At 41.2% G+C, this 15,047-nt stretch carries 16 protein-coding genes; 5 read left to right on the forward strand and 11 right to left on the reverse strand.

What is annotated here, in order from left to right; translation table 11 throughout:
* Nucleotides 1–31: 31 nt before the first annotated feature.
* From ACYQ1I_RS05330 to ACYQ1I_RS05360, 7 genes are all read right to left on the reverse strand, one after another.
* Nucleotides 32–1,696 (reverse strand): hypothetical protein, encoded by a 1,665-nt coding sequence (locus ACYQ1I_RS05330; protein WP_459763103.1) that lies wholly within the window; start codon nucleotides 1,694–1,696, stop codon nucleotides 32–34.
* Between the two features lie 3 nt (nucleotides 1,697–1,699).
* Entirely contained in the window at nucleotides 1,700–2,485 is a 786-nt protein-coding gene (locus tag ACYQ1I_RS05335; RefSeq protein WP_459763105.1) for an ABC transporter ATP-binding protein, read from the reverse strand.
* 89 nt (nucleotides 2,486–2,574) lie between these two features.
* Nucleotides 2,575–3,264, reverse strand: a complete 690-nt coding sequence (locus ACYQ1I_RS05340) for a response regulator transcription factor (protein WP_459763107.1) — start codon at nucleotides 3,262–3,264, stop codon at nucleotides 2,575–2,577.
* A gap of 11 nt (nucleotides 3,265–3,275) precedes the next feature.
* Complete coding sequence (locus tag ACYQ1I_RS05345) at nucleotides 3,276–4,727, reverse strand: sensor histidine kinase (RefSeq protein WP_459763109.1); 1,452 nt, start codon at nucleotides 4,725–4,727, stop codon at nucleotides 3,276–3,278.
* A gap of 254 nt (nucleotides 4,728–4,981) precedes the next feature.
* Entirely contained in the window at nucleotides 4,982–6,424 is a 1,443-nt protein-coding gene (locus ACYQ1I_RS05350) for a sensor histidine kinase (RefSeq protein ID WP_459763111.1), read from the reverse strand.
* Nucleotides 6,402–7,091, reverse strand: coding sequence for a response regulator transcription factor (locus ACYQ1I_RS05355; protein WP_459763113.1), 690 nt, complete (start codon nucleotides 7,089–7,091; stop codon nucleotides 6,402–6,404). Before ACYQ1I_RS05355 ends, ACYQ1I_RS05350 begins: the two co-directional genes overlap by 23 nt.
* 131 nt (nucleotides 7,092–7,222) lie before the next feature.
* Nucleotides 7,223–7,681, reverse strand: a complete 459-nt coding sequence (locus tag ACYQ1I_RS05360) for a DUF4342 domain-containing protein (protein WP_459763115.1) — start codon at nucleotides 7,679–7,681, stop codon at nucleotides 7,223–7,225.
* A 292-nt stretch (nucleotides 7,682–7,973) separates the two neighbouring features.
* Between ACYQ1I_RS05360 and ACYQ1I_RS05365 the strand changes: the two genes are divergently transcribed.
* The 4 genes from ACYQ1I_RS05365 to ACYQ1I_RS05380 all read left to right on the forward strand — a co-directional run bounded on the left by ACYQ1I_RS05365 (nucleotide 7,974) and on the right by ACYQ1I_RS05380 (nucleotide 10,267).
* A complete protein-coding gene (locus ACYQ1I_RS05365; RefSeq protein WP_459763116.1) occupies nucleotides 7,974–8,642 on the forward strand; it encodes a C-GCAxxG-C-C family protein in 669 nt (222 codons plus the stop codon).
* Between the two features lie 162 nt (nucleotides 8,643–8,804).
* Nucleotides 8,805–9,494: a YeeE/YedE thiosulfate transporter family protein gene (locus ACYQ1I_RS05370; RefSeq protein WP_459763118.1), complete on the forward strand. Its 690-nt coding sequence runs from the start codon at nucleotides 8,805–8,807 to the stop codon at nucleotides 9,492–9,494.
* An 11-nt stretch (nucleotides 9,495–9,505) separates the two neighbouring features.
* Nucleotides 9,506–9,733 (forward strand): sulfurtransferase TusA family protein, encoded by a 228-nt coding sequence (locus ACYQ1I_RS05375; RefSeq protein WP_459763120.1) that lies wholly within the window; start codon nucleotides 9,506–9,508, stop codon nucleotides 9,731–9,733.
* A gap of 15 nt (nucleotides 9,734–9,748) precedes the next feature.
* Nucleotides 9,749–10,267, forward strand: a complete 519-nt coding sequence (locus tag ACYQ1I_RS05380; protein WP_459763122.1) for a YeeE/YedE thiosulfate transporter family protein — start codon at nucleotides 9,749–9,751, stop codon at nucleotides 10,265–10,267.
* 2 nt (nucleotides 10,268–10,269) lie between these two features.
* On the opposite strand, the gene ACYQ1I_RS05385 is transcribed toward ACYQ1I_RS05380, so the two are convergent.
* From ACYQ1I_RS05385 to ACYQ1I_RS05400, 4 genes are all read right to left on the reverse strand, one after another.
* Nucleotides 10,270–11,160, reverse strand: a complete 891-nt coding sequence (locus tag ACYQ1I_RS05385) for a LysR substrate-binding domain-containing protein (RefSeq protein ID WP_459763123.1) — start codon at nucleotides 11,158–11,160, stop codon at nucleotides 10,270–10,272.
* Between the two features lie 129 nt (nucleotides 11,161–11,289).
* Nucleotides 11,290–12,966: a glutamine--tRNA ligase/YqeY domain fusion protein gene (locus ACYQ1I_RS05390; RefSeq protein ID WP_459763125.1), complete on the reverse strand. Its 1,677-nt coding sequence runs from the start codon at nucleotides 12,964–12,966 to the stop codon at nucleotides 11,290–11,292.
* A 257-nt stretch (nucleotides 12,967–13,223) separates the two neighbouring features.
* The gene (locus ACYQ1I_RS05395) at nucleotides 13,224–14,144 is read right to left on the reverse strand and encodes a DUF5050 domain-containing protein (RefSeq protein ID WP_459763127.1); all 921 of its coding nucleotides are present in this window, start codon (nucleotides 14,142–14,144) and stop codon (nucleotides 13,224–13,226) included.
* Nucleotides 14,145–14,167: 23 nt separating this feature from the next.
* Complete coding sequence (locus tag ACYQ1I_RS05400; protein ID WP_459763129.1) at nucleotides 14,168–14,416, reverse strand: hypothetical protein; 249 nt, start codon at nucleotides 14,414–14,416, stop codon at nucleotides 14,168–14,170.
* Between the two features lie 205 nt (nucleotides 14,417–14,621).
* On the opposite strand from ACYQ1I_RS05400, the gene ACYQ1I_RS05405 reads away from it, so the two are divergent.
* On the forward strand, nucleotides 14,622–14,972 hold the full coding sequence (locus ACYQ1I_RS05405; RefSeq protein ID WP_459763131.1) for a hypothetical protein: 351 nt from the start codon (nucleotides 14,622–14,624) through the stop codon (nucleotides 14,970–14,972).
* Nucleotides 14,973–15,047: the final 75 nt, after the last annotated feature.

Raw genomic sequence — 15,047 nt, forward strand, 5'->3', positions numbered from 1 at the left:
TTGGACGAGCTCGCCCAATGACCTTGCTTATTTATACTTCATTCTGATCTGCCATTAAATCCTGCCAGGTAAAGCGAAAGCTTCTGTTCCACAATATATAAGTAGAAAGCAGGATCAGGGCCATATAGATACTCAAGGGGTATCCCTTGTCGATGAAAAACCAATGGATTGCTGCCGACAAGCCGCAAAAAGGCATTATCATCAGAAAAACAGTAGCACCACTGTGCTTGATATATTCAAAATCGTTGCTGAAGGGAAGGCTTTTATGACTGCGGTTAAAGATAATCATCAGCAGTAATACCAGGTTTAAAAGCAGCACCATTAGCTGGGGGATAACCGGCAATCCGTAAAAAACCGTATATAAAAGGCATATCAATAAAAATGGCGGTAACAGCATTTTAATGAAGAAGGCCTCTAGGGCTCCCTTGACAACATCCCCCGGTTTTTCAACGGGCAAAACCTGATAAAGCCAGGCCCCCTGGGGTCTTTCACTGGTATGAAGCAGCGCAAGACAGCTGCCCAGGAGCATGATTGAAACATAGGCAAACAGATAATACCTTCCATTGGTAATTTCCTGCTTTAGTTGGGAAAAGGAGCTGCTTTCAGTTAATGGTCTTATGAAAATAATCAGGGGTGCCATCACTGAAAAGGCCAGATTAGGGTATAGCTTTAGCTTCAGACTCCGTTCACTTTTCAGAACTGCTTTGGAAAAACCATAGCTGCTTCTCTCGACAGGATTTCGAATTATCTTGGCAATACCCCATTTTTGATTAATTTTCTTGTTAGGCTTTTTTCCGCCATGGTTATTTAGTTTTTGAAGATTTCTTTCAAAATAGGGAGCAATTCCCTTAAGATAACAGACTAAAAGAACCAGGGGAACCACCAGGGCCATAAGGGACATGGCGATAAAATGAGGCTCCTGCTGACCCTCGATGAAAATCATGAAGGGGGCCGCAAACCAGGTGGAAGGCAATAGGTAGCTCCACCATTTAGGTATGAAGGTTACATCAAAGCTAACAAATTCAAAAACCCTGCCAATCAATTGATAAACCAGCATCATGGCCACAGCAAGGATTATTTGAAAGAAGTTGATCATATCCTTTAGCCGTTCACCATCAAAGAACTGAAGTACAAAAAAATACAGTATGGCTGTGAGAAAAATAACCAGTCCCAGAATTAACATCAGCTCTATCAAATAAATCAGGCCGAAGGCCAGGCCATAGCGAATACTGCCAAATACCAAACTGGGGCCTGCCATTACCATTAAGATGGTAGAAAGATAAAAGATGATATGGGTTACCTTGGCGGCGTTAATGGTCTTTAAATTCACCGGTTTGGGCAGTAAGATGTTCTTCTCTTGTATATCTAATAGTACCGAGGAATAGTCAGACACCATAACTGACATCACCATAAAAATTAACATACCAAAGACTAGATTCATCTTATAGAATAACGGAAAGGGCAAGGGAATAAAGATGGCTAGAAACAAGCCCGTAATCCCATACACCAGAAGGGATTTTTTAAACAGGTTTCCCTGAGCCTTATTATTGTTTTGTTTTAATATGGTAGGAACACGCCGTTCATCCATCAGCAGCTTTAGCTTTAATATTTTTCGCATGACGGGATAATCTACACCAAGGCTCCGATAAAGCCCCTGAATTAAATCTAACAGCCTCAGGATCTTAAATTCATTCATAGCCTAGCCCCCTTGTATGGTTGAGACAAATTCCTCTGCAATTTGCCGATGCTGGTTAAAGCCGGTCAGCTGATTAAAGATTTCCTCTAAAGAACCTTCCATACTCATGGCCTTCAGCTCTTCAAAGGTTCCGTCTGCAGCAATTTTTCCATTGTTGATAAGTATAATTCGACTGCTGATTTTTTCAACAACTTCCATGATATGCGAGGAATAAAAGATTGTCTTACCCTGGGCAGCCAGGGCAGTCAGAATTTCCTTGAATATCATAACGCTATTGGCATCAAGACCACTTAAGGGCTCATCTAAAAACAAAATATCAGGATTATGCAGCATACTGGCAATAATTAGCAGCTTTTGCTTCATTCCCTTTGAATAGGAGCTGATTCTGGCCTGATATACCCCTTCTATACCAAACAAGCTCATCATTTTTATGGCCCTTTTATCGATCTCGTGGGTTGTAAGGCCATACAGCTCCCCTACAAAATGCAAATATTCCTGGGCCGTTAGACTGTCATAGATTTCTGTGGTCTCTGGTACATAACCAATTTTATACTTATACTCGGTTGGTTCCTGGGCTATGTCCTTTTGAAATATTTTAATCTGCCCGCCATAGCCCGTTACCATGCCCAGCATAATTTTAACCGTTGTACTTTTTCCTGCGCCGTTGGGGCCAATATAGCCAATAATCTGCCCCCGATAAATTTCTAAATCAATCCCCTTTAATACTTCCTTGCTGCCATAGCTCATGGTGAGCCCCTTAATTTCAATAATGGGTTCCGCCTGTTGCATTTTATCAGCTCCTTAGACGATATATGGCTATATTATAGCACTTACACCTGTATAAAGCAAAAGAGCCCCATTAAGGGACTCCATTATAGTTATACTTCAAATCGATAGCCTACCCCCCAGATGGTTTCAATATACTGAGGGTTAGAGGGGTCAACTTCAATTTTTTCCCGCAGCTTTCGAATATGCACCGTTACAGTTGTAATATTTCCCAGGGAATCTAGTCCCCAAATCTTCTCAAACAGCTCCTCCTTGGTATACACGTGGTTGGGATTAGAAGCCAAAAATAGTAGGAGATCAAACTCCTTGGAGGTCAGGGTGACCTCTGTTCCATTAATATACACTCTTCGGGCCGACTTATCCACCGTAAGGCCTCTTATTTCAATAATATCATTGGCTGACTCTTTTTTTCCCGTCAAACGATCATATCTCATTAAATGGGCCTTTACCCTGGCCACCAGCTCGCTGGGGCTAAAGGGTTTTGTCATATAGTCATCGGCTCCCAGCCCCAGGCCTCGAATTTTATCGACATCCTCTTTTTTCGCCGAAACCATTAATATAGGGGTATTTTTGTTGCTTCTAATTTGACGACAGATTTCAAAGCCATCTACCCTGGGCAGCATTAAATCTAATATGATCAGATCGTAATCCTCCTCTTGGGCCCGTTTTAGGCCCTTCTCGCCATCGGTTTCTATTGTAACCTCAAAGCCGCTAATGTCTAAATAATCCCTTTGTAGCTCAGCAATGCTGATATCATCCTCTATAATCAGTATCTTTTTCATAGCCACACCACCTATCGTTTTTTAAGGGTAAAGTAGATTGTTGTTCCTTCACCTAAGACGCTTTCAGCCTTCATTTGGCCTCCATGCTCTTCAATAATCCGTTTGGCAATGGCCAACCCCAAGCCACTTCCACCGGTTTGTTTGTTTCTTGAGGGATCGGTTCGGTAAAATCGATCAAATATAAAGGGTAGGGCATCCTCTGGAATACCCATTCCGTTGTCCTTTACTGCCACAATCACCTCATCACCCTCAACATCAAGTCTGACCATGACCCTGCCATTTGGTTTATCCATATACTTTACGGCATTTTCTATAATGTTGACCATAACCCGTTTTAACTGCTTACCATCGGCCATTACTTCAACACTTTCCTCTGGGTGTATATAATCAATAAGCAGCTGCTGTTTTTCCAGATCAAAGCGCAGCTCCTCAATAATATCGTCTAAATACTTCCCTAGAGAAATCGGGGTTAGATTCAGGGGCAGCCGGTTTAAATCAAGCTTAGAATATAGAAATAGCTCGTCAATTAAACGATCAATATCTACTGCCTTATTGTAAATGGTATTAATATATTTTTCCATTTTTTCGGGAGTATCGGCCACACCATCCCGAATACCTTCAATATAGCCCTTGATGCTGGTAATAGGGGTCTTTAAATCATGGGATATATTAGAAATCAATTCTTTTCGATTATTCTCATATTGTATTTGTTTGTCAAGGGAGTGCTTTAGCCTGGCCCGCATCTCTTCAAAGGCCCGATTCAGCTCTCCAATTTCATCCTTAGAATCATCCTTTATCTGGAAATCCAGGTTTCCCTCCTTAATTTCATAGGCCGAGGCCTTCAGTCTGTTGAGGGGGCGGATGATGCTTCCAGATACTAAATAGGTCAGGGCTACATTGGTTAAAAACAGTATTCCCATCACAAAGATGGTCATGGTGGCTGTAATCTGCTGAAAGGCCCTTTTTAGAGGTTTAATGTTCATTACCCAAAAAAGAGTGCCCTTGGTGTGGTCAGAAAAATAGAAGTCGTGTTGGTTAATGAGTAATTCCTTGTGTTTTCCATGGAGGGGAACCATGATGTCTTCCATGTATTCTCCGAATTTAGGAAGATACTCCTCATAATTGAAGCCCTCCAGCATGGGACTGGAATAAATAATTTCCTTTTCCCGTCGAATAATTACTCCTGAATCAAAGATAATAAACCGCTCTTCCAGGCGGCTAAGAAAATCCTTGTCTACCAATTTTTCAGGATTCAACAGTGAGGTCTGTTTGATTTCCGCAAATAGTCTGTTTCTCTCGGTGAGGGCATCATTTAGAGGATTAATAGGATATTCTCCACCTAAAGACTTAAGCATGTCACCGGTATAATATCGGCCTGCCAAACCACTAACTACAAGGGTTAAAATAATTGGTATCACCAGCATTGCCAAATACGATAATCTTAACCTATCTTTAATAGACATAATTGCCTCCTAGCTCTTATTCGATGTTCGCATCCCTGGGCTGATCTCCCATAAGAAAACTGTGATATACCAATTATATCGTAAATAAAGCATTGATAAAATCCTTTTCCCGCCGATTCAACCGTCACTGTTATTTGTATTTAGTTTAATTTTACAGAGGGATTCTATACTCCCTATAAACAAATTCTTAAATATTTCTTAAATCATAGGAATACCTAAATAAAAACAAGCATAGAAGCCAATCACTATGGCTTCTATGCTTGAATAGGCAGAAGTATTTTAATTTTAGTTCCCACCTGGAGCTTACTCTCCACCGATATTTTCCCTCCATGATGGTGAATAATCCATTTAGCTATGGATAATCCAAGACCCTGGCCCCCCATTTCCTTTGTTCGGGATTTGTCTGCCCGATAAAATCTTTCAAATATATGGGGCAGGTCTTCCTGGGCAATACCAATTCCCGTATCAATAATTTCAATAACTGCCTGTTTTCTGCTTTTTATAAGATTAATAGTGATCCTGCCCCCCGGAGGGGTAAATTTCAAGCTATTATCAATTAAAATACGCAGCAGCTGCTTAATGGATTTTCGGTCGCCATTAAGGGTCGCCGGGTCATTCACTTCACATAAAATTTGATGCTTCGATGAATCGATAAGGCGGGTATCCCTGATGACCTCATCAATTAACCCATCCAATGAAAAGTCTTCCTTGACCAAAATCTCAAGGTTTTTATCGGCCCTGGCCAAAAAAAGCAGCTTTTCAATCAGATCCTTCATGGCCTCTGATTCGCTTTTAATTGCCTCAATAGACTCTGACAATACCTTTGGGTCCTCCTTTCCCCATCGGTCCAGCATATTACTATAGCCTTGAATAACTGCAATGGGGGTTCTCAGTTCGTGGGAAGCATCTGAAACAAATTGATTTTGAAGGCGATAGGAGGCTTCAATTCGATCCAGCATTTCATTAAAGGTCTCTGCCAGCTCCTTCAGCTCATCCTGGGCACCGCTGACATCCAGCCTTGTATCCAGGGCATTAACTGATATATGCTGGGCTGTTTTGGTCATTTTTTCAATCGGCTTCAGCATTTTTTTACTGGCCCTGGCCCCCATCATTAGGGTAATAACCAAAGCAATACCATTACTGACAATAAGCAATGACATTAAAATACCGATATAGATTCGTTCATTCGATACATCCCTTATTCCCTGAAGGAAATGGGGCTGGTTTTCGATTATAATTTCCTCTGAATAGGCCAAAAATGGGGCAAACCGTTGCGGCTTTCCCTGATACAGGGTTTTGTACTGAGGATTAGTGGTGAAAATCAATTTTTTCTTTTTATCAAAGAGATTTACGGTAAAGTCGCTTGATTCCACTAGCTTTGTTAAGGCAGCTTCATAATTATGGGGCCGCTCCTCTATTATTCTGGCAAATTCATGATAGCTTTTTTGCAGATCCTGCCGGGCCTGCTGCATTAAAAAATAGGCCGAACCCGTTATTACGCTGAAGGAAATTAAAAACAACAGGGTAGTAAATAGAAAGGCATAAACCACCGTAATTTTAAAGGTTATTGAAAATCGAAAACGTTTCTTGATTCCCTTCAATATACCAATTATACCGCTGAAAAAAGTTTTAACCAATAGAAAAAGAATGTAGCCTGCCTTCTTAATGATAATCTTAATACCGGTTCGTAGCTTCATCTTTTACTAAATATCCCACCCCTCTGACGGTATGAATTAATTTGATGTGGTATTGCTCGTCAATTTTACTCCTTAGATAGCGTATATAGACATCTACTACATTGGTATCACCTAAATAATCGTAGCCCCATACCGTTTCTAAAATCTGGTCCCGTGACAATACAATATTGACATTTTCCATCAGATAGGTTAATAAATCAAATTCCCTTTTGGTAAGCTCAATCCTATCTCCTTCATAGGTTACAACATGCTGCTTACGATCAATGGTCAGCCCATTTAACTTTAAGACATCAGTATTTTTACCATAGGATCTTCGTTTTAAAATCACTCTAATTCTTGCGAGTAATTCTTCAATGGCAAAGGGCTTAGTAATATAATCGTCGGCACCGCTGTCTAATCCAATGACCTTGTCCATCGTTTGATCCTTAGCAGTAAGCATCATAATAGGTACCTCTGAGGCGGCTCGAATTCTACGGCAAACCTCCATTCCACTTAGCCCTGGCAGCATCAGGTCAAGTAAAATCAAGTCACAGTCGCCCCTCAAGGCGGCCTCCAGGCCTGAAGGGCCGTCATGGGCTACTATTACTTCGTATCCCTCATGCTCCAGCTCCAATTGCAGAAATCTTGCAATTTTAACTTCATCCTCTATGACCAAAATTTTTACCATGCCCTTGCCTCCCTTAGATTTTCTCCTTTTATTATAGCTTACAATTGTATTTTCTCATACCCGAAATGTTAATTATCAATAGTAGCGTATAAAAAAAGCGGCAGGCCAACCTTCCCTGTCGCTTTTTTACTTTATTCTACCTCAACTTCTTTTGTAAGGGAAACCACCTTGTCTGAAACCTTTTCGATCATTCGATTCACTCCGGCTTCTTCCCCGTTAGGCTTCATAATTTTTATCCGATGATTGGTGATTAAAGCCAGGGGAATTCCCACCATGGGAATTACCGGTGCGACAATAGAAGCAATGACTGTAACGGTTACTGATAGGTTAATTATTTCCTCGTCCTTTTTTCTAATGATAAATCGGCTTCGGTTCCCTTTTTTTACCCACCTTTTAATAGTTACCAAGCCTTGGTCAATGACTCCTGCTCCCTGTACTGTTGCCTCTGATTTTATTTTGTTTTGCTTTTCTAAATAAACTAATGCGTCTACCAAGCTTCCCTGGGCCTGTTCCAGGGCCTGCTTGGCTTCTTCATAGCCAACATTGGCCCGTTTTCTTAATAGATCAATTTGTTCCAATTGGTTAGTCATTTTAACTTCCTCCTTTTTATTATTTATTTTATGTCATGATTATATCCAGCCGGTATTAAAGTTACCTTAGAGAAAAATTAGAATTAGATTAGAAATTTTGACCGATTGATTTGAAATTTCCTTTTCCCCTTTTTAATCTAGCCATAAAAATATGTTATAGTCGATAAAAAAGTCTAATTATTAATCATCCGTAGGCTATTATATAATTGATATAGGGATTGTTAATGTTATGTCATAGTTATCATTTTACTACTAATAATCCTACCAATTATATTGTTAAGGGGTGGATATCATGTCAACTAAATTAAGTGATCAAACCATCAGTCGTAAGGCCTTTATTAAAGGAGTGGGCACCACCATTGCAGGGGCCGCCGTATTAGGGGGCGTCGGTGGATTATTAACTGCCTGTGGTCAAACAAGCCCGGCCGCCAATGTGGCAACGGTGGAAAAGCCTCAATGGCCCTTTCCCTATATAAAGCTTGACCCTGATAAGGTGGCCAAGCGGGCCTATGATGCTTATCAAACGGGAGCAGGATGTGGTTACGGAGTTTACGAAGGAATTATCGGTGAATTGGCTGAACTGGAGGGATACCCCTATAATCAGATTCCTACAGAATCTATGACCCTGGCGGCTGGGGGGTATGCAGGATTAGGCACCCTTTGCGGAGCCCTTGGCGGAGCCGCAGTGGCCATCGGCGTTTTAACCGATGCCGATACCGGTAAAAAAATTGTTGCTGATTTATGGAAGTGGTACAAGGATTTCCCCTTCCCGGAATTTACACCGAACGATATGGAATTACCTACCACCCTGGCAGGCTCTGTTCTTTGCGCTGATTCAGTGGGTAATTTCATGGAGGTGCAGGGCTGTGCCTATACTGACCCTGAAAGAAAGGAACGCTGTGGCCGCCTGACCGGTGACGTTGCCAAAAAGGTCGTTACCATGCTTAATGAGCTGGTATAGTAAAAACATTACAACTATTTTCCTTAAGAGAGGCTTCCATTGATACCTCTCTTTTTTATCAGCTCTTTACAGGATGGAAAATTAGGTTATTCTTGTTTATAATATAAATATAGCTAATAATTTAACAAAATGTACTGATTATAATTTCCAGGAGCGATGTCGATGCCTTCTGAAAAAATTGAACAAATCAAGAGACAACGTCTAAAGCAGCAGGCACCAAGACCCAGTCAGATTCCCTATGGTATTGCCTTTTCATTGGGTATCCTCATAATCTACCTGGGGCTTCACCATTACCTTGACCGAGGTACCTACTGGATTATTGGAATTTTAATAGGCTTCACCCTACAGCGCTCCCGTTTCTGTTTTACTGCCAGCTTTCGTGACCCCATTATGGTGGGAAGCACATCGGTATTAAGGGCCGTCATCATTGCCTTGATGATTTCCAGCCTGGGCTTCTACTGGCTTCAGTATCCTGCTGTTATGGCAGGCAGCTACGACCCCCTTATGCTGCCGGGACAAATCTACCCAGTAGGGCTTCACACTATCATTGGAGCAGTTTTTTTTGGGGCTGCCATGGTGGTGGCAGGGGGCTGTGCCTCGGGCACCTTAATGCGTGTTGGCGAAGGGTATATTATGCAGCTGTTGGTTTTAATTGGCTTTATTATAGGTGCCCTGCTGGGAGGATGGCACTTCTCTTTTTGGGATACCCATCTTATCGCCAGGTCTCCTGTAATTTATTTTCCCCAATACATTGGCTTAAAGGCCAGTCTTTTACTGCAATTGATTTTATTAGCACTGTTATATTGCCTGGCCTGTTGGTTTGATAAAAAGTACAGCATGATGACTCAATAGGAGGAAGTTGAATGGCGGAATATTATTTGGATTGTATGCATGAGGCCTGCCCCATTCCCCTGCTGAAGGCCCTAAAGCGGCTAAATCACATGGAGGTTGGGGACGTTTTAATTATGGAAACAGATCATAATTGCTCTATTACCAATGTGATTGAATGGGTTAAAAAGCAGGGCCATTTGTATGACTATGTTGAATTGGGTGAGGGTCAATGGGAGATTTACATTGAAAAGAGGAAATAAAAGGAGCTGGAAAACTTGAAGCTATACTACCGAATTTTTAAGCGTCCCTGGCCCTATTGGCTGGGGGGATGCCTGCTGGCCCTGTTAAATATTGCACTTTTAGCCCTTACCGGCTCTAGCTGGCGCATTACCTCGGGCTTTTTATATTGGGGCGCCTATTTATTAGAAAGGGTAGGGCTTCACCCAAGGGAATGGTACTATTTTTCAGTCTACAACAATGGGCCTAAAATGGGAGAAGGACTGCTTAATAATGATGCTTCTATATTAAACCTGGCTGTTATTGCAGGCTCTCTTTTGGCTGTTTTATTGGCCTCTGAGCTGAAATTAAAACCATTAAAAAATAAAAAGCAGGCCTTTTTTGCCCTGGGGGGCGGCCTGGTAATGGGTTATGCTTCTAGAATCAGCTTTGGTTGTAATATTGGGGCCTATTTTAGTGCTATACCCTCATTTTCGCTGCATGGATGGGTTTTTGGCGCCTTTATGTTCGTAGGCGCCTGGATCGGTTGTAAAATTCTGTATAGGTATCTTTTATAAGGCTAGCAAAAACCACGATTGCTCGACTTAATGAAGTGAATAAATTGATTTTCTTCGGAATTTAAGCAATGATCTTTTCGATAGGCTACGTAATAGTGGGTATAAAAATCAATGTTTTCTATTTTAATTTCTTTTAGTATCCCATCCTTGAGCTCTCTTTTAATTGTCAGCTCTGGAATAAAGGAAATCCCCTTGCCTGAGATGACAGAAGCCTTAATGGCCTCCATGGAATTTAACTCGTAGATTACATTTAAATCTTCCAGATCAATTCCCCTGGTGGTTAAAATTTGTTGAATAGCTTGTCTGGCTCCTGAGCCTGGCTCCCTGAAGATGAGGGGCAGATTCTTTAACTCATTCAGTGAAATTTCTTCCCTCTGTGAAGGGATCGATGCCACCAATAACAGCCTGTCACAGGTGATATTTTCTGTATACAGAGCTTCATCCATGGGGTTGCCTTGAATGATCCCCAGGTTAATGGTACGATTTTTGATTTTATTAATAATCTCATCTGTATTGGAGATATCGAACTGAATATTTACTCGAGGATGCTCCTGCTTAAATATATACAGGCTACAGGGCAGGGCAAACTCTCCAATGGCCTTGCAGGAGCCCAGCAGCAGGCCCTTTTTGTTATCCTTTAGATTTTGCAGATCCCGCTCAATGTTTTCTTTCATGGAAAGAATCGTCTCTGCGTAGTCAAAAACAATCTCCCCCGCCTCGGTTAGCTCAACCCCCTTATTGCTTCGGGTCAACAGTGTTACCCCCAGGTCCTTTTCAAGGGATTGAATTTGAATACTTAAGCCCGGCTGAGTAAGATGCAGGCTCCTGGCCGCCTTTGAAATACTATTTAATTTTACTGTCACATAAAACGACCGCAAATATTGTAGGTTCATACTTGTCCCCCTAAAAGCATCATCATGGTTCCCACCATCTATTATACCATAAGGGAAGTATATATTGTTAAGCATGTAACAACTTCCTGAAGCTACAGCTCCAAACGATTCCATCAGCCTATAAACCTGTTATTTCCAGGAGCTCTTTAACTCTACAATTCGATTAAATACTAGTTGTCCCGGTGTAGAATCCTGGGAATCTACAATAAAATAACCATGTCGCATAAATTGAAACCTTGACTCTGGCCCTGACTTCTTCATTGCAGGCTCTACATAACAGTTCTTTAGAATTTGCAGAGAGTCTGGATTTAAACGATCCTTCCAATTCTGCTGGCCCTCTGCCTCAAGCAACAGGGGCCCATATAGTCTTACCTCTGCTCTTTGGGCCATCGTTGCCGATACCCAATGAATTGTACCCTTCACCTTTCTACCAGTAAAGCCTGTACCACTTTTGGTCTCTGGATCATAGGTACAGTGAAGCTCAAGGACCCTTCCTGTGGCCGGTTCCTTGATGACCTCATTGCATTTAATAAAGTAGCCATGCTTTAATCGAACTTCATTACCCGGAAACAGCCTAAAGTACTTTTTGGGTGGGTTCTCTATGAAATCTGCTTCCTCAATATACAGCTCTCTGGTAAAGGGTATTTTTCTCTTTCCCAGTTCTGGATTTTCAGGATGGTTTTCCACCTCTAACCACTCCACCTGACCCTCGGGGTAGTTGGTGATGACCACCTTTAAAGGCCTTAGTACAGCCATTGTTACCGGTACCTTGAGCTTTAAATCCTCCCGTAGGCTATGCTCCAGCATGGCAGGGTCCACCACACTTTCCGCCCTGGATACACCTATTTCTGAAAGAAAGCCTTTAATCGCTTCCGGCGTATAGCCTCTCCGACGAAGCCCCCGAAGGGTTGGCATTCGAGGGTCATCCCATCCTGTAACAAAGCCCTCCTCAACCTGCTGCCTTAAATATCGTTTACTGGTGATAACCCCCTTAAGGTTCATCCTGCCGAATTCCCTTTGCTTTGGTGGATTAGAGATTTCCAGTTCCTTCAGTACCCACTCATAAAGGGGCCTGTGATCCTTAAATTCTATAGAGCAAAGGGAATGGGTAATTCCCTCTATGGCATCCTGCAAAGGATGGGCAAAGTCATACATGGGATAAATACACCATTGATCTCCTGTACGATAATGGCTTATATATTGAATTCGATACAGAACCGGGTCTCTTAAATTAATATTGGGGGAGGCCATATCTATTTTCGCCCGAAGTACCCGGCTACCCTCAGGAAATTTTCCTTCCTTCATAGCTTCAAATAGCATTAGGTTTTCTTCGATGCTCCTATCTCGATGGGGACTGTTCTTGCCCGGTGTAGTTAATGTGCCACGATATTCTCTCATTTCGTCGGGGCTTAGATCGCAAACATAGGCACTACCCTTTTTAATGAGCCTGACAGCAGCCTCATAGATTGCTTGGAAGTAATCTGACCCAAAAAATAACCGATCCTTCCAGTCGAAGCCCATCCATTGCATATCTTCCATAATGGCCTTGACAAATTCCTGGTCTTCTTTGGCCGGGTTGGTATCGTCAAACCTGAGATTAAATTTACCTTGGTACCTTTCAGCCACCCCATAGCTTACATTAATGGCATAGGCACTGCCGATATGTAAATAGCCATTGGGCTCAGGAGGAAATCGTGTACAGATCTGCCGCTGGTAAACTCCTTCCTCGATATCCTGTTCAACAATTCGGTAAATATAATTCGATACCACTTCTTCAGTCGTTGATGAATTTGTTTCCTTTGACATGTATTTCCCTCCTTAGCAATATGAACAAAGTCTTCCTCTGAAAAATCTATAGGTAGACTTTTTTAAAATACAGTACGGAAATTAAACTGATCCGCAATTTATAAAAGTATATAATATAAAAACCCTGGGGAATCACTCAAAAGTGACTCCGCAGGGGCAACTGCGTGTAGGATGTGTTCCCTGTACCGCTCAGCCTGTATAAAGCCTTAGGTACACTCACTTGTTTTTAGTTATTTTATAGTATTTGACAGCGGTTGTCAATTTATTCCCTCTAAAATTCCTTTTTCACCATTGGCCAGGTTAATCCAGTGAAGATTGGTAGACTCCCGGTAGAGCAAATAGTCATTGATTAAATGCAGATTACTGATTTGATTACGAGTTTCGTGCAAAAGCTCGAGATCTTCCTGGGGTGCCGCTCTGTATAGCCTCCATCCGCCGGCCGCCACATCTCTAACACTAAAATAAACGATTTCATCCTTTACCGCCATGCTCGTTACAATGGCTTCAAAATTGTCCTGTACGACCTCCTTTCCACTGCCATCGTCTTTGATCCGATAAAGGGCTCCATCGGTACTGTAATATATCCACTCACCCTCCATTACCATAAAGGTGGCAGCCTCCTGGGTTAATTGATGGGGTTTTAAGGTATCCAGGGGGAATCGATAAATTCTACCCTCATCGGCTGCATTACTGTAAAAGAGTTGATTTTGATAGAAACTTAAAAATTGTGCATCATCCTCTGACAGCTTTTCAATGTCTCGGGTCTCAACATTTAATTGATATATGCCATCATGAACAAAATAAAGGTTTTCACCTGTCTTGTTAAGGTAAGCTCCAGGTATATCTGAAAGCTGTTCAAGGTTAGTACCGTCTTTTTTTAATATGTATATCCCCCTGCTATGACCGGAATTTATCCTGCTAATGATCCAGTCACCATCCAAAACCAGTGTTACGAAACCTTCCGCTGTCACTGTATCTTGGCTTTGAAGATTTTTATCAAATCGATAAATACCATTGAGGGCTATATACAGATTTTGCCCGTCGGTGTCAAACATTGCTCCGTTTGCAGTATTGGAGCTATTATATTGTATATCGTTGGCGGCTTCTCTGGAACACCCTGTTAACCCTGTTAACGCCAGAATCATGATTAAAACCACAATTATCCTTGTCTTTTTCATAGAATCCCTCCTGATGTAGTTTCTTAAGACTGGTTATTTCCAATCAAAAAGCCTAATAGGCTAACAAAAAAGCCGGTTGTCATGAGGTACATTGATGCCCCATAAATCCCTACATAGAAATTAAAGGGCCCCCCAATATAAAAAACTGCCCCTAAAATGGTACACTCTATCCCCAACAGGAGTATTTTAATTGAGTTGACCTTTTTTAGCTGCCCCTTAAAAAAGACTCCAGCCATTGCTACGAAAAGAAGTGGAATAATAATTACCTCCATATTGATTAGCTCCTTGTCCTATACCCAAATATAGTTAAATATTCCCTTATAATATCATATCATTTTCCAGGTACTTCCACAAGGAGCAAAATATTTATGCTATTTTTGCGCTCTTAAGACTATAGGAGATAAATGAATAATTTTAAATTTGATATTCTATTAGGATAATACTATGATAAAATATAATTAAAGGGGGGTTGATCGTATGGATGAAAAAGTCTTTAATTCACTGGAAAAAATGTATGTAGATTTAAGCGGAAAAATTGATAATATCAATGGTGAAATAAAGGAAATAAGAATAGACATAAACGGAGTAAAACAAGAAGTAAACGGACTAAAGCAAGGCGTTAATGAGGTAAGGCAAGATATTGTAGAAATTAAGCAAGATATTATAAGAATTGAGCATAAAATGGATGATAACCATAAGGCCTTATATGATGGCTATAAGCAAAATGCTGAAGGAATTCAAGAATTAAATATTAAGGTCGACAACCTCACCGGGGGAGTAGAGCATCAGGAAATTAAACTTCAAGGTCAAAATAATTATCTAATATAGTAAGACTTCTATCTAACAGGATTTATAATAATTTCTGTGTTAATAAGAAGTCTTTTTATTATATAAAACATTATT

The organism is Alkaliphilus crotonatoxidans, assembly GCF_054658015.1.

Bases quoted from the DNA above. Each gene is read 5' to 3' on its own strand.
- ACYQ1I_RS05330 (WP_459763103.1), bottom strand. From the start codon at position 1,696: ATGAATGAATTTAAGATCCTGAGGCTGTTAGATTTAATTCAGGGGCTT.
- ACYQ1I_RS05335 (WP_459763105.1), bottom strand. From the start codon at position 2,485: ATGCAACAGGCGGAACCCATTATTGAAATTAAGGGGCTCACCATGAGC.
- ACYQ1I_RS05340 (WP_459763107.1), bottom strand. From the start codon at position 3,264: ATGAAAAAGATACTGATTATAGAGGATGATATCAGCATTGCTGAGCTA.
- ACYQ1I_RS05345 (WP_459763109.1), bottom strand. From the start codon at position 4,727: ATGTCTATTAAAGATAGGTTAAGATTATCGTATTTGGCAATGCTGGTG.
- ACYQ1I_RS05350 (WP_459763111.1), bottom strand. From the start codon at position 6,424: ATGAAGCTACGAACCGGTATTAAGATTATCATTAAGAAGGCAGGCTAC.
- ACYQ1I_RS05355 (WP_459763113.1), bottom strand. From the start codon at position 7,091: ATGGTAAAAATTTTGGTCATAGAGGATGAAGTTAAAATTGCAAGATTT.
- ACYQ1I_RS05360 (WP_459763115.1), bottom strand. From the start codon at position 7,681: ATGACTAACCAATTGGAACAAATTGATCTATTAAGAAAACGGGCCAAT.
- ACYQ1I_RS05365 (WP_459763116.1), top strand. From the start codon at position 7,974: ATGTCAACTAAATTAAGTGATCAAACCATCAGTCGTAAGGCCTTTATT.
- ACYQ1I_RS05370 (WP_459763118.1), top strand. From the start codon at position 8,805: ATGCCTTCTGAAAAAATTGAACAAATCAAGAGACAACGTCTAAAGCAG.
- ACYQ1I_RS05375 (WP_459763120.1), top strand. From the start codon at position 9,506: ATGGCGGAATATTATTTGGATTGTATGCATGAGGCCTGCCCCATTCCC.
- ACYQ1I_RS05385 (WP_459763123.1), bottom strand. From the start codon at position 11,160: ATGAACCTACAATATTTGCGGTCGTTTTATGTGACAGTAAAATTAAAT.
- ACYQ1I_RS05390 (WP_459763125.1), bottom strand. From the start codon at position 12,966: ATGTCAAAGGAAACAAATTCATCAACGACTGAAGAAGTGGTATCGAAT.
- ACYQ1I_RS05395 (WP_459763127.1), bottom strand. From the start codon at position 14,144: ATGAAAAAGACAAGGATAATTGTGGTTTTAATCATGATTCTGGCGTTA.
- ACYQ1I_RS05400 (WP_459763129.1), bottom strand. From the start codon at position 14,416: ATGGAGGTAATTATTATTCCACTTCTTTTCGTAGCAATGGCTGGAGTC.
- ACYQ1I_RS05405 (WP_459763131.1), top strand. From the start codon at position 14,622: ATGGATGAAAAAGTCTTTAATTCACTGGAAAAAATGTATGTAGATTTA.